Origin of the sequence: Streptomyces sp. NPDC001787 (assembly GCF_040297465.1) — a bacterium.
Classification (GTDB): Bacteria; Actinomycetota; Actinomycetes; order Streptomycetales; family Streptomycetaceae; genus Streptomyces.
In genome coordinates, this window is the sequence record NZ_JBEOZE010000034.1 from 54,656 (window position 1) to 80,048 (window position 25,393).

At 69.1% G+C, this 25,393-nt stretch carries 18 protein-coding genes and 2 pseudogenes; 14 read left to right on the forward strand and 6 right to left on the reverse strand.

What is annotated here, in order from left to right; genetic code table 11:
* Positions 1–48 precede the first annotated feature (48 nt).
* Positions 49–549 (forward strand): choice-of-anchor D domain-containing protein, encoded by a 501-nt coding sequence (locus tag ABT170_RS33380; protein ID WP_351873682.1) that lies wholly within the window; start codon positions 49–51, stop codon positions 547–549.
* A gap of 1,149 nt (positions 550–1,698) precedes the next feature.
* Positions 1,699–4,452, forward strand: coding sequence for an ATP-binding protein (locus ABT170_RS33385; RefSeq protein ID WP_351873684.1), 2,754 nt, complete (start codon positions 1,699–1,701; stop codon positions 4,450–4,452).
* Positions 4,453–4,621: 169 nt separating this feature from the next.
* Here ABT170_RS33385 and ABT170_RS33390 read toward each other — a convergent pair whose 3' ends face one another.
* On the reverse strand, positions 4,622–7,609 hold the full coding sequence (locus ABT170_RS33390; protein WP_351873687.1) for an ATP-binding protein: 2,988 nt from the start codon (positions 7,607–7,609) through the stop codon (positions 4,622–4,624).
* Positions 7,610–7,813: 204 nt separating this feature from the next.
* Between ABT170_RS33390 and ABT170_RS33395 the strand changes: the two genes are divergently transcribed.
* Both ABT170_RS33395 and ABT170_RS33400 read left to right on the forward strand, forming a co-directional pair.
* Positions 7,814–9,754 carry an AfsR/SARP family transcriptional regulator gene (locus ABT170_RS33395; protein ID WP_351873690.1) on the forward strand — a complete coding sequence of 647 codons (1,941 nt, stop codon included), beginning with the start codon at positions 7,814–7,816 and terminating at the stop codon, positions 9,752–9,754.
* A 447-nt stretch (positions 9,755–10,201) separates the two neighbouring features.
* A complete protein-coding gene (locus tag ABT170_RS33400; protein ID WP_351873693.1) occupies positions 10,202–10,861 on the forward strand; it encodes a DUF4232 domain-containing protein in 660 nt (219 codons plus the stop codon).
* Positions 10,862–11,225: 364 nt separating this feature from the next.
* On the opposite strand, the gene ABT170_RS33405 is transcribed toward ABT170_RS33400, so the two are convergent.
* Positions 11,226–12,113 (reverse strand): peptidase, encoded by an 888-nt coding sequence (locus ABT170_RS33405; protein ID WP_329941872.1) that lies wholly within the window; start codon positions 12,111–12,113, stop codon positions 11,226–11,228.
* A gap of 322 nt (positions 12,114–12,435) precedes the next feature.
* On the opposite strand from ABT170_RS33405, the gene ABT170_RS33410 reads away from it, so the two are divergent.
* The 3 genes from ABT170_RS33410 to ABT170_RS33420 all read left to right on the forward strand — a co-directional run bounded on the left by ABT170_RS33410 (position 12,436) and on the right by ABT170_RS33420 (position 14,292).
* Positions 12,436–13,173 (forward strand): VOC family protein, encoded by a 738-nt coding sequence (locus ABT170_RS33410; protein WP_351873696.1) that lies wholly within the window; start codon positions 12,436–12,438, stop codon positions 13,171–13,173.
* Between the two features lie 674 nt (positions 13,174–13,847).
* Positions 13,848–14,093: a hypothetical protein gene (locus ABT170_RS33415; RefSeq protein ID WP_351873699.1), complete on the forward strand. Its 246-nt coding sequence runs from the start codon at positions 13,848–13,850 to the stop codon at positions 14,091–14,093.
* Positions 14,094–14,112: 19 nt separating this feature from the next.
* The gene (locus ABT170_RS33420; protein WP_351873702.1) at positions 14,113–14,292 is read left to right on the forward strand and encodes a hypothetical protein; all 180 of its coding nucleotides are present in this window, start codon (positions 14,113–14,115) and stop codon (positions 14,290–14,292) included.
* A 712-nt stretch (positions 14,293–15,004) separates the two neighbouring features.
* Here ABT170_RS33420 and ABT170_RS33425 read toward each other — a convergent pair.
* Positions 15,005–15,547 carry a class I SAM-dependent DNA methyltransferase gene (locus tag ABT170_RS33425; protein WP_351873705.1) on the reverse strand — a complete coding sequence of 181 codons (543 nt, stop codon included), beginning with the start codon at positions 15,545–15,547 and terminating at the stop codon, positions 15,005–15,007.
* Positions 15,548–16,007: 460 nt separating this feature from the next.
* Positions 16,008–16,513, reverse strand: a pseudogene (locus tag ABT170_RS33430) (helix-turn-helix domain-containing protein).
* Positions 16,514–16,730: 217 nt separating this feature from the next.
* Between ABT170_RS33430 and ABT170_RS33435 the strand changes: the two are divergent.
* The 3 genes from ABT170_RS33435 to ABT170_RS33445 all read left to right on the forward strand — a co-directional run bounded on the left by ABT170_RS33435 (position 16,731) and on the right by ABT170_RS33445 (position 18,894).
* A complete protein-coding gene (locus tag ABT170_RS33435; RefSeq protein WP_351873708.1) occupies positions 16,731–17,708 on the forward strand; it encodes an aldo/keto reductase in 978 nt (325 codons plus the stop codon).
* A 62-nt stretch (positions 17,709–17,770) separates the two neighbouring features.
* Positions 17,771–18,028, forward strand: coding sequence for a hypothetical protein (locus ABT170_RS33440; RefSeq protein ID WP_329941878.1), 258 nt, complete (start codon positions 17,771–17,773; stop codon positions 18,026–18,028).
* Between the two features lie 14 nt (positions 18,029–18,042).
* Complete coding sequence (locus tag ABT170_RS33445; protein ID WP_329941879.1) at positions 18,043–18,894, forward strand: aldo/keto reductase; 852 nt, start codon at positions 18,043–18,045, stop codon at positions 18,892–18,894.
* Between the two features lie 446 nt (positions 18,895–19,340).
* Here the strand turns inward: ABT170_RS33445 and ABT170_RS33450 are convergent.
* A pseudogene (locus tag ABT170_RS33450) lies at positions 19,341–19,559 on the reverse strand (transposase); the annotation flags it as partial.
* A gap of 165 nt (positions 19,560–19,724) precedes the next feature.
* Here ABT170_RS33450 and ABT170_RS33455 point away from each other — a divergent pair.
* From ABT170_RS33455 to ABT170_RS33465, 3 genes are all read left to right on the forward strand, one after another.
* Positions 19,725–20,075 carry a hypothetical protein gene (locus tag ABT170_RS33455; protein ID WP_351873712.1) on the forward strand — a complete coding sequence of 117 codons (351 nt, stop codon included), beginning with the start codon at positions 19,725–19,727 and terminating at the stop codon, positions 20,073–20,075.
* Positions 20,076–20,534: 459 nt separating this feature from the next.
* On the forward strand, positions 20,535–20,885 hold the full coding sequence (locus ABT170_RS33460; protein WP_329941880.1) for a hypothetical protein: 351 nt from the start codon (positions 20,535–20,537) through the stop codon (positions 20,883–20,885).
* Between the two features lie 302 nt (positions 20,886–21,187).
* Complete coding sequence (locus ABT170_RS33465) at positions 21,188–22,264, forward strand: ISAs1 family transposase (protein WP_351873715.1); 1,077 nt, start codon at positions 21,188–21,190, stop codon at positions 22,262–22,264.
* A 142-nt stretch (positions 22,265–22,406) separates the two neighbouring features.
* Here ABT170_RS33465 and ABT170_RS33470 read toward each other — a convergent pair whose 3' ends face one another.
* Positions 22,407–23,177 carry a hypothetical protein gene (locus ABT170_RS33470; RefSeq protein WP_351873718.1) on the reverse strand — a complete coding sequence of 257 codons (771 nt, stop codon included), beginning with the start codon at positions 23,175–23,177 and terminating at the stop codon, positions 22,407–22,409.
* Between the two features lie 1,566 nt (positions 23,178–24,743).
* Between ABT170_RS33470 and ABT170_RS33475 the strand changes: the two genes are divergently transcribed.
* A complete protein-coding gene (locus tag ABT170_RS33475) occupies positions 24,744–25,301 on the forward strand; it encodes an XRE family transcriptional regulator (RefSeq protein WP_351873720.1) in 558 nt (185 codons plus the stop codon).
* Positions 25,302–25,393 lie beyond the last annotated feature (92 nt).

The following is a 25,393-nucleotide window of genomic DNA, read 5'->3' on the forward strand; positions in this document are numbered from 1 at the left end:
ATCTTCCGATAGTGGGGTTGTCATCAGCCAACCAAGGGAGACCATCTCGTGCTGTCCCGTAGAAGTTCCGCACGTTTCGCCATGTCCGCTCTCGCCGCCTGCGCGATCAGCCTCACGCTGGTCCCGGCGGCCCAGGCCCATACCGCTACCGTCCCGGCCGCTGTCACCGCTTCCTACCGGGCGCCGGGAGACGTGACGCTCACGGACGGCGACTTCGGGACGGTGGAGGTCGGGGAGACCGGCACCGTCACGCTCACGCTGACCAACAACGGCACCGTCCTGGTGGGCTTCGACGGCCTGCCGCTGAACCTTCCTCCGGGCGTGACCCGGACCGGGGGCACCTGCGACCTGGACACCGCCTTCGACGCCGGGGATTCCTGCACGATCGAGCTGACCTGGACGCCCACGACCGAGGGGCCCTTCACCGGCCAGGTGTCCCTGACCGTGGACGAGGACGGAGTCGTCTACGACGTCACCGCCCAGGTCACCGGAAACGCGACGACCACCACACCGCCCACCACGCCCCCCTGCCCGCACACCTACTACTAGCCCTCGCACGCCGGTGCACCCGCCGCACGATCCCGGGCCGGTACCGTCCCGACCAGGCGGGGGTGCGCCGCCGCGCCCGGCAGCCGCCTCGGCACCGCCACCGCGGACCGGAGCCGGAGGCTCGCGGTGCTGACCGGCTGCGAGACAGCTGATCAGCACTGCCGGTCCAGGAGCGGGAGGCATGCATCCGGCTCCTGGATCAAGGAATGGGATACGCCGAGGCTGCGCAGGTCATCGGCATCAGCGTTCGTACATCGATGTCCGTACCGGCATGCGATGGCGGACGGGCGCCGAGCCTCGGGCAGGAACAAGAGCAGCACCACCGGTCGACGCGGTGGTGCTGCCCCCTGCTGGGGCCGCCGTTGCGCCATGGCGGCGGCCACGGTCTCCAGGACGGTCCGCTGCTGCGGGGGCTGCGGGGGCTGCGGGCGTCCTTGGGCTCCCGGGAACGGCGGCGGACTATCCGGCCGCAGGTCGTCATGGACATGGGAGAGCCCGGAGCACCACCGTCTGAGCCGCGCACCGAGCGTCTCCTGTGCGGTCGGTCTCGGATCTGACAGGGCGTACGGAGCGGGTCACGCTTGACGTGGCCCGCCGAAGCAGGCGTTCGACAACACCACCGCACGGCAGCGCCGCCGCGAGCGGATCAGTGACAGCTGACCCCGGGCCGACGCTGGTGGTGTGTGGTGAGCAGTTCTACGGACTCCGCGCCGCAGCGGGTGGGGCACGCGGCGCCGGGATTGGCCTGCACCGTCGGCGGGGCCGCCCTGATGGGCACGTGACGGGCCGTCGGCGTCGCCTCCGCGTCATCGGCGGAGACAGGGACACGGTCCGCAGCACCACCTGCAATCGCCCCCCGCCCCGCAACCCCGCATGGTGCGTCGACACCTCGCCCGAGGTCGTACGGGCGGCCGGGGAGGCGGGCGCCGGGAGAACCGCTCGACTGGGCCGAAGCCCTGCTGATCTCGATCCGATCCTGGGAACACACGACGGCAGGGAGCGGAGCATGGTCGCCGAGGCCGTTTCCGTCGGCCGGTCAGCGGCGCCGGAACGAGCATGAAAGCATTCCCACCTGTTCGTTTATGGCTCGTGCACGACGAGCGCGGTGTCGCCGGAAGCAGAGACCGGCCTGGTTCGTACGAGGAAGTCATGAGGGCGTTGGTCGGACGAGAGGCCGAGTGCAAGGAGGTCAAAGAACTGTTCGCGGCCGTGGCGGGCGAGCGCAGCGCGTCGCTGGTGTTCGTCGGAGAGCCGGGCGTGGGCAAGACCGCGCTTCTGAGGGAGTTGCAGCGCCAGGCGCGGGAACGCGGCTTTCTGATCCTGCGGGCCCGAGCCGGTGCGCTGGAGCGCGACTTCAGGTTCGGCGTCCTGCGGCAGCTTCTCGAACCCCTGGCCGATGGTCCAGGTGCGAGCGCGGGGCGCCGTCTGCCCGCCGACGTGGCGGAGACACTGCGCCGGATCACCGGGGTGCCGGAGTCCGGTTCCGGGCGCCTGCCCCTCTCCATGCACGAGGTGACCCGGCTGGTGGCCGCGTTGTGCCGCACGGAGCCCGTCCTCCTGTCCGTGGACGATCTGGACGAGGCGGACGACGCCTCGCTGGGCTGGCTCACCCATCTGACGGAACACATCGCCTCGCTCCCGCTGGCCATCGCTGGAGCCATGAGCCCTCCTGACCCCTCCGACACGGCGATCCGTGATCTGCTCCTCCGGACGCGTACCGTAGGGCTGGCAGGACTGGACGCGGATGCCGTGGGCGCGTTGGTGGAAGAGGGATTGCCCGCAGCGGACTCGGAGGCTCTGGCCCCGGTCTGCCGGCAGGTGACCGGCGGCAACCCGTTCCTGCTGTTGGAGCTGCTGCGCAGCCTGCGAGGCAGCACCGCGGTCACTCCGGACGACGTTCGTCGGCTCGGCTCGTCTTCGGCCGCCCGTGCGTTGCTCGCCCGGCTGCACCACGTTCTTCCGGCCACGGTCCCGCTCGTGCGGGCGGTAGCCGTCCTGGGAGACGGCACGGACCGCGCAGCGGCTGGTGCCCTGGCCAACCTCTCCGAACGGGAGACCGAGAACGCCTGCCGGGTTCTGGTACGGCTGGGCGTGCTGCACGGCGAGCACTCGTTGCGCTTCGCTCACCCCATGGTGCCGGCTTCGCTGACCGCCGAGATGACCGTCGTGGGCAGCGGACTGGCCCACTCACAGGCAGCCGAACTGCTGCACGGCCGGGGCGCTCCCTCGGAGACGGTCGCCGCTCAACTCCTGCATGCGGCACCTGTTACTGCGCCGTGGGCGACACAGGTACTGCGTACGGCGGCGGCAGAGGCCTCACGGCGGGGCGCGACGAGCACCACGGTGACGTACTTGCGCCGGGCGGTGGACGTCGGATCCACGGTCGGCTTGCACATCGACCTGGCCATGGCCGAGCAGGAGGCCGGTCTGCCCGGGGCGGACGCGCGGCTCGCGCGGCTGCTTTCCGAGGCGGAGACGCCCGGACTCAGAACACGCGTCGCCCTGGCACTGTGCCGTGCAGTGCTGCTGCGGGAGGGATTCGAAGCCGCTACCGCAGTGATCGATCCCGTCCTGGACGCCCTGGCCGAACAGGCTCCTCAGGAGGCCGCGGACAAGAGCGCGCGCGTGGTCGCCTGGGCACTCAGTCTCGGCACGCCGCCCCGGCTGACCCGTCGGTGGCAGGCGCTTCGGTCGACGGTCCTTCCCTCGGGTCCGCGAGCCGCCGGCCTGCTCGCCCATCACGAGGCCGTATCGGGAGGCTCCCCGCAGCGGACCGTGGAACTGGCCCGGCACGCGCTGGCGGGTGAACCGCCTGCCGGGCACAGCGAACAGGCCTTCTTCTGGACCGCCGTGGCTGCCCTCCTCGCGGCAGGGATGGTGGACGAAGCCGAGGAGCATTGCGCCCGAGGTCTGCGCAGTGCGCAGCGGTACGGCTGGACCATGTCGGAGTTCGTCGCACACTCCCACCAGGCGAGGGCCTCGCTGATCCGCGGCAGACTCGGGCAGGCGGTGCGCAGCGCCGAGGCCGGCTGCGAGGCACTGAGCCGGATGCGCAACCTGATGCCGGACGGAGACGGGATCGGCCGTGCCGTCGGTGTTCTCGCCGAGAGCCTGGTCGAGCGGGGTGATCTGGACGCGGCCGGGCGCCTGCTGGACCGGCACGCTTTCGGTGACGGTCATCCGCTGGACCGGCCTGAGCACTACCGGCTGGCCTACGTACGCGGGCGTCTGCGACTGGCACGTGGTGACGCCGCCGCCGCCCTGGCGGACCTCCGCACGTGCGGCGAACACCTCGGCACCGGGACGGCCCCGGCCGTGACGGGCCTCTGGCGCGGGTACGCGGCACTCGCCCACCTCCGATTGGGCCAGGCGAACGAGGCGGCGGACCTCGCGGTGTCCGAAGTGGCTTCCGCCCGCCGCTGGGGGACTCCCTACGTGCTGGGCAACGCCCTGGTCATCGCCTCCGTGTGCTTGCCCGACGCGCGCCGGGATCTGCTGGAGGAGGCGGTGGCACTGCTCGACCCCTCTCCTTGCCGTCACACCCTGGCCGCCGCGCTGACCGCCCTCGGAGAAACGTTCCTGCCCACTGACCGAGCGCATGGCGTGGAACTCCTCTACCGCGGCTTCGAGCTGTCCACCGCCTGCGAGGACATCACGGTGGAGAGCCGGTCCCGCTTGTTGTTGCGCAGTGTGGGGCTGCGCCCCCGCAGGCCGCGGACAGGCGCCGCGGCACTCACCGGAAGGGAACGGCAGATCCTGGAGTTCGCCCTGCGGGGGCTGTCCAACCAAGAGATCGCCGACCTCCACTTCCTCACCCGCAGGACCGTCGAGCAGCATCTGTCCCGCGGGTATCGCAAGCTGGGCATTACCGGACGTATCGAACTGAAGGAGGAAATGCTCTGAGGAAGCACCCGGGCCCGGCCGGCAGTGACGCCGGCAGTGAGCCGACGGAGCGCCCGCAGCGGCCTTCCCTCCGTACCATCGGCTGCCGTACTACCCCAGGCCGCGCGTCGCACCCAGGCGATCCGTCCGGCCTCGGGACCTCCGTTCCGGCGGGTTCTCCGACATCCCCTCAGCGCGTCCCCCGGCCGGGGTGCGCATCGCCCAACGCGGTTCGCAGACCCGCACGCCCGGCGATCTCCAGCTTGCGGTAGACGCTGGTCAGGTGTTGTTCGACCGTACGAAGGTTGAGCAGTAGCTCCTCCGCGATCTGCCGGTTGGTGGCACCCTCGGCCGCGCGACGGGCGATGATCCGTTCCTGCCGGGTCAGCGATCGCACGCCGGTGGTGAGCCTGGGGCGTGCTCCGGCCACGGCCAGCGCCGAGGCGGCGTGGTTCGCGTACAGCCCCGCGCCGCATCTGACGGCGGCGTCGTAGCCTCGCATCAACTGTCGGACCGCGTCGTCGCGCCGCCCCTTCTCCAGCAGTGTCTCGCCCAACAGCACCAGCCCGTGCGCCAGCTGGCAGTCCGCGCGTCCGGCCGTCAACAGCCCGAGCGCCTCCTCGATGATCTCCGGCTCGCCCATCGTCCGGCCGTGCCGGGCCAGCGCCCTGCTCAGCGTGAGCGCGGCGCCCCAGTGGCGAGCCCGCTCCACTTCCTCCCCGGTCAGATCTCGCGCGGCCTTCCGGTCGCCCATCGCCAGCCGCACCAGAGCCACCTCCGAACGCCACGGCATCAAGGCCGGGTTGTCGGTGTGCCGCTCCACCGCGAGCACGCCCGCGCGGTCCATCAGCTTCACCGCCCTGCCGAATTCCCCGAGGGCGGCGAGGTTCCGGCCGCGCTGGAGAAGAAAGGGCTGGTGATCGTGGAGGTGGGTCATCGCGGAACGCCCGCGGGGGGAGTCCCGCAGTTCGAGCAGGTGTGAGTGCTCCCCGAGAGTGACCAGCAGGTCGACGTACGCGGTGACCCTGCCCGCGTACCACGCGGTGTTGGCTTCGCCGGAGACCTGGATGTAGCGGATGCCCGCCTCAAGTTCGTCCCGTGCGTGGCGCAGGTCGCCGGCGCGAAGGTGTGCCAGTCCGCGGATGTACTGCCGTGTCGCCTCGGCCGTCGCGTGTCCGAACTGACCGTCGGTGAAACCCTCGTGCGTCACCGTGACAAGCGCTTCGTCCGTCTCGTCCGCGTATATGTACGTCCACGCGGCCTGGCCGAGCACGATCTGGGCCAGGCCGCCCGGAGGGCGGAAGTCGGATCCGGAGGGGATCTGCCGGTACAGATCCGATCCGAGCAGTTCTCGGACCGCCTGCCTGGCATGGGTGAGCGCGGTGGCCGCCGACGTACCCGCCATCAGGGACAGGCAGGCCTCGGCGATGGAGGACAGGGGCCGCTCCCAGGGCTGGTCGCGAATCCGGTCACGGAGAAACTCGACCCTGGACCGATGGGCCGGTCCGGGCCTGAACCACACCGCGCGTCCGGCCAGGGTCAGTGAGTACGAGCAGGCGACATCGGCCTTCTGGGAGGCATCCGCCTGGTCAAGTGCCTGCTCCACGATGTTCATGTTGTTCTGCGGTGGCTCGGGGCACCACGCCAGGCCCGCCGCCGACGCGGCTCGGGCGGTCGGTTCGCCGGACAGCGCGAGAGACTCCGCCAGATGCGCCGGGCCGCGCTCGCCGCCGTGGCAGACCTCCAGCACACCGAGGAACCGGAGCAGCGCGGAGCGGTCTTGTCCGGGGCCGGTCAAAGCGTGCCGAAGGAACGCCAGCGCCATGTCAGGAGCCTCGCGGGCCTGGGGTGAGGTGGCTGCGGAGGTCAGCGTCTGGATCATCCATGCTTCCCGCGGCGGCCCCGCCTTCACCAGATGCGCGGCAATGGCTTCCGCCGGCGCGCTCGTCTCCCGCAGCAGTGTCGCGACTCTCGCGTGCGTGGCCCGGCGGAAGGCGGGGAACAGATCACTGTCCACCGCATTGCGCAGCAGAGTATGGGCGAAGCGGATGGGAGAAGCGTCGGCGACGATCTCGGCGGCGACCAGTTCCGCGACCGCGCCGGCGGCGGTCTCCACCTCCAGCCCGGTGAGCCGGGCCAGGAGGGTGATGTCCATCTGGCCATCGGCCACTGTCAGCGACCTGGCCAGCGTCCGGGCGCCACCGGAGGCCCGGACCAGCCGCTGACGGATCCTGCGGTCGAGTCCTTCGGCGGTGAACCGGCTGAGGGAACCGGTGTTCTCAGGTATGCCGTCCCGTGCGAACGCGGTCACCAGTTGCGTCAGCAAGAAGGGGTTGCCGCCGGTCAGCCGGTGGCAGGTCTGGCGCAGAGCCGGGCCGGTACCGGTCAGCGTTGTCCTCATCCATACGTCGGTGGCGTCCTCGTCCAGACCGGTGAGCGTCAGCTGGGTGCCGGCCGCGCATACGGCGCACACCAGACCGGGTTCGGCCGGCGGTTCGGCGTCATTGAGGCAGGCGACGATCAGGATCGGAAGCTCTTCACAGCGGTGTGCGAGGTAGGCCAGCCACCTCAGTGAGGCCGCGTCGCACCACTGGAGGTCGTCCACCGCGAACAGTGCGCCGTCGCCGGCCGCGAGGTGGGCCACTTGACGGAACAGCGCGTGCAGGACGGGATACGTTACGTCGGCACCGAGACCGGTCTCGCGAGTGCCGAGCAGCCGATGAGCCGTGCCGAAGGCGATCTCGGCGTCCAGCGGCCCGTGATCCGCGGTACGTACGTCCAGTCCGCGGGCCGCCGCGCGGGTGCGGGCTTCGGCCAGGAGCACGCTCTTGCCGATGCCGCTTCCGCCGCGCAGCACGAGCAGGCCTCCCTGTCCACGGGCAGCGCGGTCCACCATGTCCTGCAGAGCGCGCAATTCTGGTTGCCGCCCAAAGATCATTATCTCTCCGATCCTCACCCATGCGCGGGTGCCCGGTCGGCTGTGCCGATACGTGGTCCGCGCGGGAGAACCGTAAATGAGCAGGTGGCAGTGCTCAAAAGCCCGGGGGAGCGGTTTCTCTCGGTGTCGTGGCGTTGTTGTCTCGGAGGTACGCGGTCGCGCTGTTCCTAGTCTGAGTGTTCTTGGAGGCGGAGCGTGGACCGTCACCACCATGAGCAAGGGCGCACCATGATCGACCATGACATCGCAGGCTGCGGAAAGCCTCGGTCCGCAGTCGCGGGTGGTGCCGCCGGAGCCGTGCGGACCCGCATCAGTCGTTCGTCCTCCGCCGTGGACTCCGGATCCGGAATTGATGGAGCCCCGGCCCTCGGATCCGGCGGTCCGCACGGGGCCGGCCTCCCCTCCGACGGTTTCTGACCGGTGGAGGCTGTTGTGGAGGAACACGTGCGGATCGTTGTGCTCGGCGCCGTACACATGTACCGCGGTGGGCGGGAGGTACCCGCGGGGCCGCCCCAGAGACAGGCGATGCTGGTGGCACTGGCGCTGCGGGCCGGTCACACCGTAGCCCTGGCCGACCTGGTCGACGCCGTGTGGGGTCAGAATCTGCCGAACGGTCCGGTCGCCACCATCCGGACCTATGCCTGGCAACTGCGCAGGAGTATCGAAAGCGATCCGTCGGTGCCCAGCGTGCTGCTGTCGTCCGGAGACGGATACCGACTGGCTGTGCCCGGGGCCGGTGTGGACGCTCTGCGAGCCGAGTCGCTGGTCCGGCGGGCGGCACGGGAACGTGGCGCGGGCCGGGCGGAGGAGGCGAGGGAGCTGCTGATCGAAGCCTTGGCCCTGTGGCACGGTCATTCACTGTCAGGGGTACCGGGTCCCTACGCGTACGGTCAGCGGGCACGGCTGGAGGAGCTGCGGCTGACCCTGGTGGAGGAGCGTCTGGCTTTGGACGTCCATCTGGGGGACGCCTCGTCGGCGCTTCCCCCGCTGGCTGAGCTGACACGGGCGCATCCCCTGCGTGAACAGCCCCAGGCCCTGCTGATGCGGGCCCTGTGCGCGACGGGCCGCAGAGCGGAGGCACTGGCGTCGTTCACCGCGTACAGGGTGCGTATGGCGGAGGAGCTGGGCATCGGGCCGGGCCCCGAACTCACCGGCCTGCATGCCCGGATCCTGCGTGATGACCTCGGACCTCGCGTCGCCGGGGGAAACCGGACACCTCGGCAGTCCGTTCCCGCGCAGACAGCCACACCCGTCCGGTCCGGCCGCGTCTCACCCGTCGGCATGCAGGGGGTGCATCCCCCCACTCGCCCGCCGGCACAACTCCCCCCGGCACCTGCGGACTTCACCGGCCGTGATGCCGAGACAGCCCGACTGTGCGGACTGCTGACCTCGGCCGACCGCCCGGTCCCCGCGATCGTCTCGGTCACTGGAATGGCCGGCACGGGCAAGACGGCCCTGACCCTGCGGGCGGCTCACCGGGTCCGTTCCGCCTACCCGGACGGACAGTTGTACGCCGACCTGTCCGGGCGGCAGGGCACCCCGACCGGTCCGGCGGCGGTGCTGGCGACCTTCCTGAGGGCGCTCGGCGTTGCGGCCGCCGACATTCCGGACGGCGTGGACGACCGGTCCAGGCTCATGCGGTCCGTACTGGACGGCAGGCGTGTGCTGATCGTCCTGGACGATGTGCACGATCCCGCGGAGCTCGCACTCTTCCTGCCCGGCTCGGCAGGCAGCGGGGTCGCCGTGACCCATCGGACGGGATTGGCCGGGCTGCCCGTGAGCGGCCGGATCGACCTTGGCATGTTCCGCCGGGAAGAGTCCCTCGCTCTGTTCAGGGCGGTCGCCGGATCCGACCGGGTGGACCGCGAACATGCCGCCGCGCTGGCGGTCGCCGAGTCCTGCGGGCACCTGCCGCTGGCAGTCCGGATCGCGGCCTCCCGTATGGCGGCCCGGCCCGGACGAAGGATCAGCGACCTGGCCTTGCGGCTCGCCGACGAACGACGACGGTTGAAGGAGCTACGGCTGGACGGCCTTACGGTGGAGGCCGCCTTCGACGCCAGTTACCGGCGCCTGAGTGCGGACCAGGTGGCGGCGATGGGCGTGCTCGCCCCGGTGGCCGGACCCGACGTCTCCCTCACCGCAGCCGCCATCGCTCTGCGGATGGCCGAGGACGCGGCCGAGGACCTGCTGGAGTCGCTGGTCGACGCCGCACTGCTGCAGACTCCCCGAGCGGGCTCGTACCGCTTCCACGACCTGGTTCGGTGCTATGCCCTGCAACAGACCGGCGGGACCGGGGAAGCCACCCTCCGTGTGCTCCGCGGTCTCCCGCACCCGTCGCCGCAGTCGGTGGCCGGGCCATGGCCGGGAGCCGAATCGGCACGGTAGCGCGTGGGCCCGGACATCGTCGCCCCGGACGGTGAGAGGTACGTCAGTACGCCGGTGGAAGAGTTCACCTGCCCGTCGGTGCGGCCGGTTTCGTACAGGAATCCGCTGAACGCCCAGTCGATGCCGATGCGGGCGCGCCGGGAGACGCGGCGGATTCCTTCACCACACAGGTCGTAGTCGCCGGCGCGGCGCCGGCGACACTCGCCAGTCCGGCCCCTGCGGCCAGCGTCGTGCCTGCGGCCACCAGAGCGACCGCCTCCTTCACCGTGTACCGAGCCATGTACCCACACTTCTCGCCATGAGCCGTCGGCCCGAGTGGCCCGCGGCATCCGGGAGAAATCTGACCGCTGCTCATCAGTACCGGATCAACAAATGATCAACCCTGCCCGGCAAGACCGTTGATCGGCCGTAGACCTGCTGTAGATCAACGCCTTCCACCATGTCTCCATGAACGCTTTGCTTCGCATCACCGCTATTTCCGCCACCGCACTGGTCTCCGTCGCCACCCTTACCGCATGCCAGGACACCGACACAGCGGCGTCCCCGACTCCCGCCGCGAGCAGCGGCGCCCCCGCACCGGGTACGGCGGAGCCGACGGCCGGCGCTCCGGACGCGAGTGCCACACCGAGCACCGGAGAGTCAGGGGACAAGCACACCGAGGCGGACTCCTCCGATGGTGGCAAGAGCGGATACAGCCAGGTCTGCGGCAGCAACGACGTCGTCTTCACCGCCCGTTCCGAGACTCAGGCCGGCGGCTACATCCTGATCACCGCCAAAGCCAGACCGGGCATCACATGCAGCCTGGAGGGGCTGCCGGTGGTGGCCTTCGGATCTGACGGCACCGAGGCCGCGAACGCCGAGCAGGTTGCCGGCGACCTGGTCACCCTGAGCGGCTCGACCACGGCGTACGCGGGGGTCAACCCGAAGACCACCAACACCGAGGACGGCAAGGAACTGAACGAGATCATCGTCTCCGCCGCCACCGACGATCCTGCTCCTGTCTCACTCAAGGTCGGCTCGATGACTGTCGACAAACCGATTGTCACCAACTGGCACACGGCACCGCAGGACGCGGTGCCCGGCAACGGTGGCACAGACGAGAGCTGACGCAGGCACACGCGCCCGACGCCGGAGCCCGGTCCGCGGACACCTCTGCCGAGTCGTCACAGCGACGCGGTCGCCAGGCCCGTCCTGGAGATGACGCGCCCGCCGCTCGGCCCGCTTGTCCGCCCGGCCGCTTGTCCGCTCGAAGGCGCGGGTGACGCCGGACTCACCGACCGCTCATCAGGCCGCCCGCGCCCCGAGCCGAACGCCGCCGGGAACCGAAGCGGACGTGTACCGGCCGCGGACCGGCCGCAGACCCGGACCGGCCCGCCTCGGGCCGGTCCGGGTCTGCCCGCCTCGACCATGCGCCACCCGCTGGTCGGCCACTCTGTGGCAGGTGTCCGGGCCGGAGCCCGGTGTCACACCGTCAGCTGTTCTGGGCGCCGTTCCAGACGTTGTACGAGGAGTTCCCCCATGACGAGGCGGCGGCGGCTGATCCGTAGCTTCCGGAGTAGGCCCCGGTCTGCACCGCGGAGCCGTCGGGCTGGTAGTTCTCGATCCAGGCACCACCGCTGGCGCCGCCGGACAGACCGTTGCAGTTGTTCATCAGGCGCTGCCCGCCCGGTCCCGCGTACCCCTGCCCTTCACACCACACCGCGTAATCCTTGTCGGCAGGCAGACCGAGGATATGCGCATAGTTGCTGGACCAGTTGAAGCCGAGACCGGTGGAGCCGACGACGTCCTGCACCCGTCGGCCGTTGGGAGCGTCCAGAACGAGGAAGGCGCTGTCGTTCTCCTGTCCGCCGCCCGTGACCCAGCCCGCACTGCGCCAGCCCCACCAGCCATGCGGTGCGCTGCCCTTGTTGTATCCAGGTGCGAATCGGTAGTTCGTGCCACCTTCGCCGAAGCCGCAGTGCCGTGCGGTGGCCACCACCGAGCGGTTGTTGCTCGTGACAACGTTGCCGGAGCAGATGTAGTTGCCCTTGCCCGGGATGGTGAAGTACAGGCGTCCTGCAGTGCCCCATACGCTGGCCCGGGTCTGCGCTCCGGAGCTCACCGTGGGCCTCTTGGCCGGGACGTGCACAGGAGCACTGGTGACCTGTTCCCGTGCATCGGGAGCAGCCTGCGCCGTGGAGGTGCCCTCGGGCGCGGGCATCGGTTTCGCTGTGCGGATCCGCTCCGGGGTCCAGTAGGCATCCAGCTGAGCGCGGGGCATCGTATTGACGGCGGTGGCACTCCCATGGGAGGGCCCGACCGGTTTTTCCTGTGCGACGGCTGTGACCGGCGTCAGTGCCGCGCACAGCCCCGCTGCCATGGCCCAGACGGTAAAGGTGGATCGACGGAAACGCATGGGTTCCTTCCTGGTTCGGGAGTTCGGTCAAGCGCGCTCAACATCGCAGCGGCAGCTCTACACGGGATCAACGTTCGATCAACGCCCGGCCCTGGTCACGTGGTTCGTCCCGCCTCAGGCACTGGGCACCTGAGACCTGATCCCGCCCCGTGTCCGGCGAGACATCCGGACTTCCCGAAGGTGCGCCGGCGGTTCTCCGGACGCCAACCCGGCTGCCGGCGATGCTCAAGGTCTCCCCTGAGCCGGACGACATCAGGGGGCCGGCGGAGCTTCTAGGATCTGCGGCATGGCAACACGACTTGTGCAGATCAATATGAAGGCCCATGACGACCACGCGCTCGGCCGGTTCTGGGCGGAGGCACTCGGTTGGGGTGTCGACAGTGAGGGACCCGGCGTGACCAACCTCGAACCCGTGGGCTTCGCCTACCCCGACCCCGCGGCCGTCTGCATCGACATCGTCGCCCGCCCGGAACCCAAAACGGTCAAGAACCGCGTGCACCTTGATCTGGCCACCACCTCGACCGCCCATCAGGCGGAGTTGGTCGCGCGCTTGAAGGATCTCGGCGCGACGCTCGCCGACGTGGGGCAGGGCGACGTCCCCTGGACGGTCATGGCCGATCCGGAAGGCAACGAGTTCTGTGTCCTGGAGCCCCGTCCGATCCACCAGGACACCGGGCCGATCGCCGCGGTGGTGGTCGACTGCTCCGACCCACGAGGGATGGCCCGGTTCTGGGGCGAGGCGACGGACTGGACGCTGCACGAGGTCGCCGACGACCACGCGACCATGCGTTCCGCCAGAGATGTCGGGCCCTACCTGGAGTTCCTCCGCACTCCCGACACCAAGAGCGGGTGGAACCGCGTCCACCTCGATGTCCGCCCCTACCCCGGTGACGACCTCGCCGCAGAGGCAGCCCGACTGCGCGCCCTGGGCGCCACCGACCCCGGTATGGATCAGTCCGCAGTCTCCTGGACGGTTCTGGCCGACCCGGAGGGCAACGAGTTCTGCCTCCTGACGCCTCGCTGACCGTGAACCACGTCTCCGGCTGATTTCCGGGGCAGGGGCGAACACCGGCGTGGTGTCAGCCCTGCTGCCGGAGACGGGGGACGGCGTCCCTGGTGAGTCGACGCGCGTCCTCGGGGCCGGAGTGGCCACGAGCGGGACGTGGCCGACGGGGGCGCCCGCACGGCTTCGGTGCCTACGGCGGGGTTACGCTCCGGCCCCTGCCTCGTGGCGCCCGGCGGCAGGTCAGGTGTCCCGTGACTGGGGAGAACCATCGAGCAGGCATGGGGTGACTCCCGGTCGGCGGTGGCCGTTCTCGAAGAGCGCGATCACCCCAAGAGCTCGACCATCACCGAGATGCCGCATCAGCGCCTTCGGCCGGCAGACGGCCACGCTCAACGACGCGTACATGCACCAGGCGGTGGAGCCGGGCGAGGAGCCCTGCGCGGGCCCGCCCGGCGCCATGACCGGGCTTCTCGTTCCGGGCTGTGCGGGCAGGGGCGGGGCACGGGGGAGGAGCTGCGCTGCTCCTGAGTGCCGACGCTGCCCTCGTCGTCGCGCCCTCGTTGAGCACCTGCCGCGTAGGCCTCGTGGGCCTGGCGGAGGAGTGCCTCCGAGACGGGCGTGATCCTGCCCTCGATTTCGATGGCCTGGTCCCCGAACTCCACGCTGATCCGGTTGCCTTGGTGGAGGTTTCCGTGGACGCGCCTCTCACAACCGTCATCGGTGGCGAGCTGGTGGAGCTGCCCGGCACCATCGCCGGTATCCGCGCCGGCATGACCTCGGAACAGGCCGCTGCCTTCGGCCGTGAGATCGAGCATGTCCCCGCAGCCGACCTCCCCGTCGCACTCGTCCATTGGGCGCTGCCGGCACGGCCGACGAGGAGGACGAGGCCCTGTTCGGCCGCCTCGCCCGCGGCGAAGACATCGGCGCCCGCACCGTAACCGTCCGCCCGGAGGTGGCGTGAGCCACTACTACCGCATCCAACTCGCACCACCGGCCGACCAAGCCCGGTACGCCATGACACCGGCGCGGCGGGCTCAGTTCGACATCGGTATCCAGCGCCTCGCCACCGACCCGTACGGACATGGCTCCGCCCAGCTCAAGGGTGACCCCGACCGCCGCCGGGCCGTCGGCGCTTGACTCTCCTGGCTCCTGGCTCCTGGCTCCTGGCTTTTGGCTTTTGGCGATTTGGGAGCTGTTGTACGTGATCAGCAGACTCGTCGGCTTCTTCCGGGCATCTGAGCCCAGCTACGCGATGATCAGATCGGCTAGCGCTGCGGGATTCAGTGTCGGCGGAAGCAGATCGCTCCGGTCATCATCCGAGAGAAACGACCGATGCTCGGGCTCAGACAGGTTTCCGCCCAGCGGCGGGCCCCGAGGTCACGGCAGCCGACTCGACCCGGTCGATGCGGCGCCGGACGCCGATCCGCTGGCGGTGCTCGACAGCGCTCGGGCACCCCGCTCGCGTGACGGCCTCGAACACGGCCTGCTGCGCTACGGCAGGCGGTAATCCTCCTCCACGGGCACTCGTCGGGGTCGGTTCCGGCGTACGAGTCGGCCCGAGTACTGGAGCCGTGCGGTGCCACCCTCCTTGTGGTCCCGGCACAACAGGGCATCGCGGACAGCCGCCCCGTACGGCCGCCGGGTGCTGGGACTGCCCGTACGAGGGGTTCTTCGCCCAGGTCGTCGCAGTCGGCCATCTGCCCGCCGACCTGCTCGGCGCTCGGGACATCCTGGAGATGGTCGCCCCCGGCGCGCTGCACGCGATCTGCTGGGCGACCCACGGGCACCGCACCGCAACGACAGGGTGGTCACCGCTGGTGTCGCCCTGCCCTGAGCGCAGCCGGGGTGGTCAGGGGCGGCGGTGCACCGAGACGGCGTACTCCCCGTCGGCGTACGGGTCTCGGGACCAGGTCGCATACCTGGCTTCGAGGACGAGTCCCCCTGCACGGCAGTGGGCGTCGTAGTCGTCCAGCGTGTAGCCCCGGTCCAGGGAAAACCCCGCGACCAGGTGTCCGCCCGTCCGGACATGACGCGCTACCCCGGCCACCAGGGCCGGTTCCGTTCCCGGCGGGGTGAACAGGGGGACGTTGCCCGCCATCACCACCACGTCGAACGACCGCCCCAGGTCAAGACCGACCAGATCACGCCGGTGCCAGACGATCTCCGGTGCCAGGCGCCGGGCGGTGGCGAGCATCGACTCGTCGACGTCCACGCCGGTCACGGCGATGCCGTGACCGGCCAGCTCGATGGCCACTCTGCCGGTACCGCAGCCCGCGTCGAGCGCGGTGGCAGGCTGGAAGGAGCGGACCAGCGCGGCTTCACCGTGGATATCTCCTCCTTCGGCGGCGATGTCATCAAATCGGGCCTGGTACTCGTCACCGTTCCACTTCATACGGCCACCCTCGCACATGCGCCGAGCCGCCCACCGGCCGGTTTCGCTCCCCCTTTACCGGCCCCCGCGCGTTGGCCGAGATCGTCCTCGCCGAAGCGCGTCGACGCCTGAGCGCACCCCACCAAGCACCTTGCGCTGTGCTGAGAACCGGGCGTACTCACCTGTGTGGGTTGTCCGCTGGTGAAGGTGCCCCCGACGTCGCGGACCCATGAGTGCCTGAGCGCGGACGTACGCAGGCTCTCGGCGTGGTCGGCGGCCCGCACCGGGCTCTGCGGGCCGGAACAGTGGCTGCGACTGCTCGAATGCGACTGCGGGGTCAGTGTGCGGACGCCGGCGTCAAGATCACGCAGGCACACGTCCCCCTCGGCGCCAACTGCGATTCCGCTAGCGCGATACGGCACCGTCGCAGGGACCGCCCGGTGCAGTGCCGTACACCGAGGCCACCGAGGCCACCGCGCGTTCAGCCGCGGTGGGCCTGCCGTCCGGTGGGTTCCACAGCCGGCGCGGCCGGTGCCGACTGTGAGCCGGCCATGTCGAGCAGGAGCAGGGCGTCGTGGTCGGGGGTGCCGGGTTCGGCGGTGCAGACGCCGATGCGCTGTCCTGGGGTGCCTTCGATGTGCAGGTACTGCGAGGTCAGGGTGAGCGCGCCGACCTGGGGGTGCTGGAAGGTCTTGTGGGCCGGCTCGCGCAGATGCTGGTGTTCCTGGTCGTCCATACGCAGGGCGCGGGCGAGCGCGTCGAGGACGGCGCGGGGCTGGGGCGGGTCTCCTTGCCGCGTTCCAAGCGCACGTAGTAATCGATGCTGATGCCGGCCAGGGTGGCCAGCTCCTCACGCCGCAGGCCGGGAGTGCGGCGGATGCCGGCGCCGACGGTGAGGCCGACGTGTTCCGGGCTGGTCCGGGTGCGGCGGGCGCGCAGGTAGCGGCCCAGCTCGGCGCCCTCGCTGTGCGCGCTCGTCGATGCCATGGCTCCAGTCTCACCCGAGAGGTGCCCGCCTCGCAGCGGCGAAGGGGGCACTGCCATGCCCCCCTGAAGAGCCCGCCCTGCCACGCGGCCACCATCCGGGCGAAGGTGAATGAGGAAGACACCGCCCCTCTCGCCGCAACCCAGGTTCGACCGGCACACCCGGCCGGGCCGGGCCACAGTGAGGGGACGGGCAACGCCACCGACCGGAGAAGGCGAGATGCGCTATATCAAACTGCGTGACCTGGAGGTTTCCCGTATCGGGTTGGGAGCGATGGGCATGTCCCGCGGCTACACCGGCTCGGGCACCGATGACGCGGAGTCGATCCGGACCGTGCACCGGGCGCTGGAGCTGGGCGTCACGCTCATCGACACCGCCGAGATCTACGGCCCCTACACCAACGAGGACCTGCTCGGCCGTGCGCTCAAGGGCCGGCGGGAGAAGGCGGTTCTCGCCACCAAGTTCGGCCTGGTCTCACACGGCGGCGACGGCCCATGGAACGTGGACTCCGGCCCGGCCAACATCCGCACCGCTGTCGAGGGCTCCCTCAAGCGGCTGGGCACCGATCACATCGACCTGTACTACCAGCACCGCGTCGACCCGAACACACAGATCGAGGAGACCGCCGGAGCCGTCGCCGAGCTGATCTCCGAGGGCAAGGTGCGCGCCTTCGGGCTCTCGGAGGCTGGCCCGGACACGATCCGCCGCGCCCACGCCGTCCAGCCCGTCACCGCGGTCCAGTCGGAATACTCCCTGTTCACGCGCGGCGTCGAGGACCGTGTGCTGCCCGTGCTGCGCGAGCTCAACGTCGGCCTCGTACCGTTCTCGCCGCTAGGCCGCGGAGTCCTGACCGGCACCGTGCGCTCCACCGACCAGTTCGACGAGAACGACTTCCGTCGCGACAACCCGCGCTTCACCGGCGAGAACTTCCAGCACAACCTGGCCCTGGCCGACCAGGTCAAGGACATCGCCGACGAGGTCGGCGCCACGCCGGGCCAGGTGGCGCTGGCGTGGCTGCTCGCGCAGGGCGACGACATCGCCCCGATCCCCGGCACCAAGCGGGTGGCCCGGGTGGAGGAGAACACGGCCGCGGACGCCGTCACGCTGACCGCTGCGCAGCTCGACCGGCTCTCCAGCCTGCCGCCGGCCGCCGGCGCCACCCACACCGAGGCCCAGGCCCGCTTGCTCGAACGCTGACCCCGCCCTGGCCCTCGCGCTTCGCGTGGCGCCCCCGCCCCTCGTTCGGAGTACCACCTCTCATGTGCGCACCAGTGATGTACGGAGCCGACCACGTTCGCGTCGAGGACCTGCCCGACCCGAGGATCGTCCAGCCCGCCGACTCCGCGCTGTTCCCGTCGCTGCTGGCGCTCTCCGATGTGACGACCACCGGCCACCACGACGTCTTCGATCAGGGATTCGCCCTCGACCGCACTCCGGACCCCCACCGGGTGTCGGCCGACCGCCAGGTTTCTCAAGGCCCTCATCCGCCCCTGACCACCCGACCCGCCCTCCAGTGAAGGACATCCCGCTCATGCAGACCGTCACCCTGAACAACGGCGTCGAGATGCCGATCCTCGGCTTCGGCGTCTACCAGATCCCCGCCGAGGACACCAAGCGTGCCGTCCTTGACGCACTGGCCGCCGGTTACCGGCTGCTGGACACCGCTGCTGCCTACGGCAACGAAGAAGCCGTGGGCAGCGCCATCAAGACGAGCGGCATCCCGCGCGAGGAGCTGTTCGTCACCACCAAGCTGTGGGTGCAGGACACCCCGGCCCAGGACAACACCCGCCGCGCGTTCGACACCTCGCTGGCCAAGCTGGGCCTGGACTACGTCGACCTGTACCTGATGCACCAGCCCTTCGGCGACGTCTACGGCCAGTGGCGCGCCATGGAAGCGGTCAACCGTGACGGCATGGCCAAGGCGATCGGGGTCGCCAACTTCTACCCCGACCGGCTGATCGACCTGATCGTCAACAACGAGATCACCCCCGCTGTCAACCAGATCGAGACCCACCCCTTCTTCCAGCGCGCCGACTACCAGGACCTCATGCGCGAGCACGGGGTGCAGATCCAGTCCTGGGGCGGCTTCGCCGAGGGCAGGAACGACCTGTTCACCAACCCGCTGCTCGCCGGCATCGGCAAGGAGTACGGCAAGTCCGTCGCCCAGGTCGTCCTGCGCTGGCTGACCCAGCGCGGTGTCGTCGCCATCCCCAAGTCCGTGCGCGCCGAGCGCATGGCCGAGAACATCGACGTCTTCGACTTCCGGCTCACCGACGAACAGATGGCTCGGATCGCTGGTCTCGACACCGGCAGCTCCCTGTTCTTCGACCACCGCGACCCCGAGATCGTCGCCTGGCTCGCAGCACGACGGCTGGATGCCTGACCCACGCACGGTCTGAGGACACCGGCAGACGGTCGTTGTCCACGCCGAGCCGCTGGACGGCGGCGATGGAGAGTCCGAGCACCTCGGCGAGATCGCTTTGTCACGCCGCAAACGGGCGTCGTCGGCCGTCGACGCTGTACGCGTCGACGGTCTTCGAGGCGGATGGGTTGGCCGTCGCTACGGCCAACTCGGCACAGATGTACGGACAGTTGCGGCGGAAGGTGGTGCTGGCGAGGCCGATTCGAGCAGCCAGGGCCGGCGCGCTCGGGCTGCGACCGGTCTCCGCGGTCAGTCGTCGGCGATGGCGGGGCGGCGGTGCGGCCGGGCAGCGGGCGGCGGTGCGCGCTCACGCCGTGCCTCCGGCGGCCTGGGTGAGGAAGGCACCGATCGCGTCGCGGCGTTGCTTCAGGTCTGTATGAAAGCAGGGGCGGCGTCGCAGGCGAGGGCACCCCTGCCCTCTGCCACCGGTCCAGACGACGCCAGCACGTCTGACCCGAGCCGAACCCGAGCTCCAGGGGCAGGAGTTGCCAGGCCATGTTGTTGTGGAGGACGAACAGGATGCCCTGGAGGCAGAGCCGGCTTGACACCGGCCTCGGCCCCGACGATCGCTCCGGCCACGGCGGCAGCAACGGCTCGACCAGAGCCCACAACTCATCGTCCACGATCCACGGTCGGGTACCCACGCCCTCACGAACGGCCGAATCAGCACACCGGTAACGGCCTACCTGGACGATTCAGCAAGATCGTGTTACGAGCTCAAAGCAAGGTCCATTTGCATGCTGCTTCCCGCAGGGGTCCACTGGAAGTGACCGAGAATGAGGAGTTGGGTCATGACATCATACGACCTCAAGGTGATGCGACTTCAGTGCGTCCAAACCGCTGGCGGCGCGACCGATGACGTGAAAATGCAAATCGATGGTGTGAAGAGGTGGCCACCGGGGGACCCGGAAGGCTACGTCACGATGGCCGTAGGCAACTACCGCGACATCAACGAGAGGTACACGTTCCACGGCGACTGGATGAATGTCTTCCTCTACGGCGATACCACCTTCGGGGAGGATGACAGGCTTGGGGACGCGAATATTCCGAGGGAATCCCTACCAGGTGTTGAGTTCACGGCCAATCTGAGCAACGAGGCGCAGTACGTGCTCACCTACAAAGTGATCAAGATCGAAGACTGAACGGGAACTCGCGGGCCCGTCGACGCCTGACCTTGGTACGCCTGCGAGCGCTGTCACCGCTACATCAAGGGCAACCGGGGGTAGCGCTCGCCAAGAGCATGGGTTACTCCGAAAGGCACGCGGGCCTGCCCAACTGGCAGGCGTTCCGCGTGGCCCGGATGAAGGGCCCCGGCTACCGGTGGACGCTCGCCGACTCCAAGGTGCCGGACGTGTATCCGGCGGCCGCCGGGGCGTGGAAGGACACCGTCGCCACCTACAGCGGCGAACAGCGTTCCTACCGGCACCCCGTGATGGGTGCTGGGGCTCGGGGAGGGCCCGGTGCAGCTGCCGCCCCTTCCCGCCGTGCCCGACGAAGTGGAGCAGTTCGCCCTATTCGGCGGCAGGCGCAAAGCAAGGTCCATTTGCATGCTGCTTCCCGCAGGGGTCCACTGGAATTGACCGAGAATGAGGAGTTGGGTCATGACATCATACGACCTCAAGGTCGTGCGACTTCAGTGCGTCCAAACCGCTGGCGGTGCGACCGATGACGTGAAAATGCAAATCGATGGTGTGAAGAGGTGGCCACCGGGGGACCCGGAAGGCTACGTCACGATGGCCATAGGCGACAACCGCGACATCAACGAGAGGTACACGTTCCACGGCGACTGGATCAGTGTCTTCCTCTACGGCGATACCACCTTCGGGGAGGATGACAGGCTTGGGGGCGCGGACATTCCGAGGGAATCCCCAACAGGTGTTGAGCTCACGTTCGATCTGAGCGAAGAGGCGCAGTACGTGCTCACCTACAAAGTGATCAAGATCGAAGACTAAGCATTCTCAGCGTTGCCTCTCCAGAGTGAACCCAGGGGCCTTGAGAAGTGCCAAGGTGGGTGGGTTCGCCTGTTGAGCACGGGATATGACGGCTTGTTGACTTCTGCCGAGCGGTGACCCTGGACGCAGAACAGGCATGGCCGCTGGTGATCATGTGGGTGTCGAGTCCGTATGAGCACAGAGCGAGTTCATGACTGCGCACCCGTCTTCCCGCATGCCGTCATGCCCTCGGCAACTGGGGGGACACCTCCGACTCAACCCCGCTAGAGACAGCCGCTGACCTGCGGAAGTATCGGGCCACGGTGCCCGATCCGCGGGCCCGTCGCGGCATCCGTCACCCCTGGACAGCCCTGCTCACCGCCGCGGCTGCCGCCGTTCTGGGCGGCGCCGCCTCGGTCACAGCGATCGGCGAGTGGATCACGGACGCTCCGCAGCGCGTCCTGGCCCTGCTCGGGTTCCGCTCCGATCCGCTGACCGGACTGATCCGCCCGCCCCATGCCACCACCGTCCGCCTCGTCCTGGCCGCAGTGGACGGCGACGCCCTCGACCGCGCCATCGGCGACTTCCTGCAGGAACGCAAGGCCCCGGCCCCGGCCTCGCGACGGAAGGCCATTGCCATCGACGGCAAGACACTCCACGGCACCCGCACCGCCAACCGGACCGCCACTGCTTTGCTCGCTGCGATGACCCACAGCGGCGAGGTCCTCGCTCAACGACAGATCGACGGGAGGAGCAACGAGATCCCGGCCTTCGTCCCGCTCCTGGACGGCATCGAGCTGACCGGTGCCGTCATCACCGCCGATGCCCTCCACACCCAGCACGACCACGCTGCCTACCTGCACGAACGCGGGGCTCACTGCTTGGCCGTCGTCAAGCGGAACCACCCCGGCCTGCATGAGCGCATCCGCGGCCTGCCCTGGCGCGACGTCCGCCTGGACCACGTCGAGCGCACCCGGGCCCATCACCGCGACGAGATCCGCCGTCTGAAGACCGCAGCGTTCGCCCACATCGACTACCCGCACGCCCGCCAGGCCCTCCAAGTCGTGCGCTGGAGACGCGATCCGGGCACGGGCAAGCTGACGATCGAGCGGATCTACCTGGTCACCGGTCTGCCGCCCGGCGCGGCCGACGGCAGCGAACTCGCGGCGTGGATCCGCGGCCACTGGCGCATCGAGAACCAGCTCCACCACGTCCGCGACCGGACCTTCCACGAAGACGCCTCGAAGGTCCGCACCCGCCACCTGCCCCGCGTCATGGCCGGCCTGCGCAACCTCGCCATCGGCGTCCACCGCCAGGACGGCCACACCAACATCGCCGCCGCCCTCCGCCGTACCGCCCGCGACCACCTGCGGCCCCTCACTGCAGTCGGCCTGGCGTGACGAACCCGGACACAAGATCACTTCTCAAACACCCTGCCTCCCGCTCCTGGGGTCGGTGACCGTGTAGACGCGCTCGATCTCTGCGGGTCCGACCCCAGCACCACGGCGGGCGCCGGATGGTCAGAATCCTGAAAGCGCGTGACTATCGACTGCTCGGTGTGGTGTTCGGCGTCGTTGCGGGAGCTGATCCGGTGCTGCTGCCTTCGCGTGCCGCCTTCTCTCCTTCGGTCTTTCCCTTGTCGTACCACCACTGATTTTGGACCTGTATTCTTTGTTCCAGGCCTTTCTGATCCTTTAGCTCAATTTCTTTGATCACGCTGTAGCCTGTCCAGAGCATGATTCCCAACATTCCAGTGACCACGGCGAGTAGAGCCATGAGGACGTACTGGGTCCTCCTGCTGCGGTTGTCTTCTCCGAATTTTGCGCTCAGTGAGTGCCGCAGTGTGAGTCGGGGGGACTGGCCATCGAGTAGCAGTTTATAGCTTACCTCTTGCCCCTTATGGATGGGGTAGGGTTCGATTTGTAGTGTATTTCCGTGAGCAGATGCAGGCGGCACCCTGCGGTTGTCCGTGCTGCTCGATGCCAGGACGGAAACGACTCGGGCGTTCATATCGAATTCGATTGACTCAGAATTGAAGTGCGGTGTCTCGATCTCCCGGTTTCCCACATTGATGACCTTGAGGGTGGCCGTTTGGGGGCTGGTAATACGTTCCGAGCCGAGATTGACGGTCAGGCCGCTGTGCGTGGAGGAGAGCAGCGGTGTCGCCTCGATCGAATACGCGAGCTTGCGATGGGGAACTGCCGCGCGCCACGCCCACCAGCCGACGGCAAGGGTCGCGAGGACGCCAGCTGTTGCCGCAACTGCACTGACCGCCTCGGCCCAGTTCGCTGAAGCCGAAATTACGAATGCCATGCACGCGTTATAGCAGGATCTCAACTCAAGTGGTCCGGGTGGTAGTTATGAGCCACTCCTGGCTGAAATTCGCCGTAGGGTGAAGTCGGGGAACGTCCGGGCAGGCGTGGTTCCAGCCCCCAAGGGAGCCGAATCGTCGCGCGCTCCGAAAGGAATTCTGTGCGGAGATTTATAAGTTTCTGATTGGGTGTCCTGAATTATTCGGTGAAGTGGTACGTAACGTTCCCAAGCCGTGGGGTCGGTGGTGGGGGTTCGTTGGGGTTCGTCCAACGCGGCCTGCCCCCGGGCCGCAGGCGCCGACCACTGGGCCGGCCTTCTCACCGGAGGTGGCGATACGGCCGGTGGACCGAGCGCCTGCGAGCGACATCGGCCGCGGTCGGCCTCGCGCTCGCCGGTCGGGCCGGCGCCCCGCATGGCCGGTGTCTTCGGAGCGTCCGTCAGCCGCAGCACTGTGCTCCGGCTGGTCGAGGCCCTGCCCGATCCCGAACCACCGGTGCCGCGGGTGGTCGGCGTCGACGAGTACGCGACGTGCAAGGGCCGCGCTTACGGGACCTTGCTGGTCGACGTCGAAACCCCGGCGGCAGGTGGGCTTGCTGCCCGACCGGGAAGCATCCAGCCTGGCCGCCTGGCTGGCCAAACGGCCCGGCACCGAGGTCGTGTGCCGCGACGCGCGCCGTTCTTCGCGGATGGAGGCCACCGCCGGGGCGCTCCAGGCCGTACAGCTAGCAGACAGATGGCTCTTGCCGCACAACCTGAGCGAGGCCGCCGGGCGGTGTGTTGCCCAGCACCGCGACTGCCTTGGACCCCTGGCACGTGAGCCGGTCGAGCCCGCTGCGGCGGCTCCACTCCCCAAGGGAGATGACCGGATCACCATGACAAACGGGGCACTGGTTCGCCGACCGTATTCGGGGCAGGCACGCCGCCGTTCACACCCTGCTGGCGGCAGGACACGACCGACGCTCGATCGGTCGCCAGCTTCGCATGACCCACCGCATCGTCAAGCGCCTGGCCGACGCCACATTCCCCGAAGGCCTCTTCCACCGATAGTGGTAAACCGCCCCACCGTCCTCGACGAGTACCAGCCCTGCCTGGACGACCGCTGGAGACAGGGATACACCAACGCGTAAGCATTGCGGAAAGAGATCGTGCCGTTCGGCTACACGGCAGCTACCCGCAAGTTCGTGCCTACCTGCGCAAGTAACGCCTCCCAACTGGAACGGTCTCCGCCCGGCCACCGATCCCTCGGACGGTCTCCGGGTGGATTCTGCGACACCCTGAAAGCCTCACGGAGAGCGAACAGTTACGACTCAAGGCCGTGCTGGCCGACTGCCCGGGACTGGAGGCCCTCGCCGGGCACGGCCGGTCCTTCGCCCGGATGCTCACCGAGCGCGAGGACGAACGGCTACCGGAGTGGCTCGACGCCGCCCGGGAAGACGACCTGCCCACCATCCACACCCTCCCCGCAGGCATCGACCGCGACCGGGACGCCGTCATTGCCGGCCACCCTGCACAATCCTCGTCCGGCTCCACTGCCACGCCAGACGTCACCCACGGTGCACGCTTCTTGTGGGCATCATCGACGACAGCCTCGACCGCGCGGCGGCGCGCCCCGCCCGATACTCACGACGGCCGGGGCGCAGATTCGTTTCCTGGCCAAGCAGCACAAGGGCTCGACCAAGGCGGTCGCGCAGCTGCTCGGCGTCTCGCAGCGGTTGGTCGAGCGCCTACCTGCAGGACCGGATCTGCCGGCCGCGTCCCGAGCGGGCGGAGGGGCTGGCCGGTGAGATCGACGACTGGCGGGTCCGGAGGATCACCCAGCACCTGCCCCCGGTGTACGCGGCCAGGCTGTTCGACGCGCAGTCGTCGCGCGCCACGGAGCGGCAGCTGCAGGACATCACGGCCGAGGGGCTCCAGGATGATCAGTACTTCACCGCCCGTAGCACTCGCGTCGCCGGTCTCCAGGTCGAGCTGACCGACATCGGCTACATCGAGCTGGTGTTCCGATCCAGCCCCCGCGGATATCACGATCCGTCATCCCCTGAGACGAAGCACGATAGCTGGCACTATGGCAGGAGGTCTGTCACCAGGACTTCTGGGCAGGTAGGGCCAGTGTGGCTCACGTAGTCGCCTGGGACTCATCAGCTTCTTGCTTGTGCAACCCCTTTCGAGTCCCCAGGCGTCCGACCTCTTGACGGACGGCTGCCGATTACCCGGGA

Excerpts from the sequence above, each read along its gene's own strand:
- ABT170_RS33470 (WP_351873718.1), bottom strand. The coding sequence starts at position 23,177 with ATGGCATTCGTAATTTCGGCTTCAGCGAACTGGGCCGAGGCGGTCAGT.
- ABT170_RS33435 (WP_351873708.1), top strand. The coding sequence starts at position 16,731 with ATGCGCTATATCAAACTGCGTGACCTGGAGGTTTCCCGTATCGGGTTG.
- ABT170_RS33385 (WP_351873684.1), top strand. The coding sequence starts at position 1,699 with ATGAGGGCGTTGGTCGGACGAGAGGCCGAGTGCAAGGAGGTCAAAGAA.
- ABT170_RS33460 (WP_329941880.1), top strand. The coding sequence starts at position 20,535 with ATGACATCATACGACCTCAAGGTCGTGCGACTTCAGTGCGTCCAAACC.
- ABT170_RS33405 (WP_329941872.1), bottom strand. The coding sequence starts at position 12,113 with ATGGCAGCGGGGCTGTGCGCGGCACTGACGCCGGTCACAGCCGTCGCA.
- ABT170_RS33445 (WP_329941879.1), top strand. The coding sequence starts at position 18,043 with ATGCAGACCGTCACCCTGAACAACGGCGTCGAGATGCCGATCCTCGGC.
- ABT170_RS33455 (WP_351873712.1), top strand. The coding sequence starts at position 19,725 with ATGACATCATACGACCTCAAGGTGATGCGACTTCAGTGCGTCCAAACC.
- ABT170_RS33390 (WP_351873687.1), bottom strand. The coding sequence starts at position 7,609 with ATGGTCGATCATGGTGCGCCCTTGCTCATGGTGGTGACGGTCCACGCT.
- ABT170_RS33400 (WP_351873693.1), top strand. The coding sequence starts at position 10,202 with ATGAACGCTTTGCTTCGCATCACCGCTATTTCCGCCACCGCACTGGTC.
- ABT170_RS33410 (WP_351873696.1), top strand. The coding sequence starts at position 12,436 with ATGGCAACACGACTTGTGCAGATCAATATGAAGGCCCATGACGACCAC.
- ABT170_RS33440 (WP_329941878.1), top strand. The coding sequence starts at position 17,771 with ATGTGCGCACCAGTGATGTACGGAGCCGACCACGTTCGCGTCGAGGAC.
- ABT170_RS33425 (WP_351873705.1), bottom strand. The coding sequence starts at position 15,547 with ATGAAGTGGAACGGTGACGAGTACCAGGCCCGATTTGATGACATCGCC.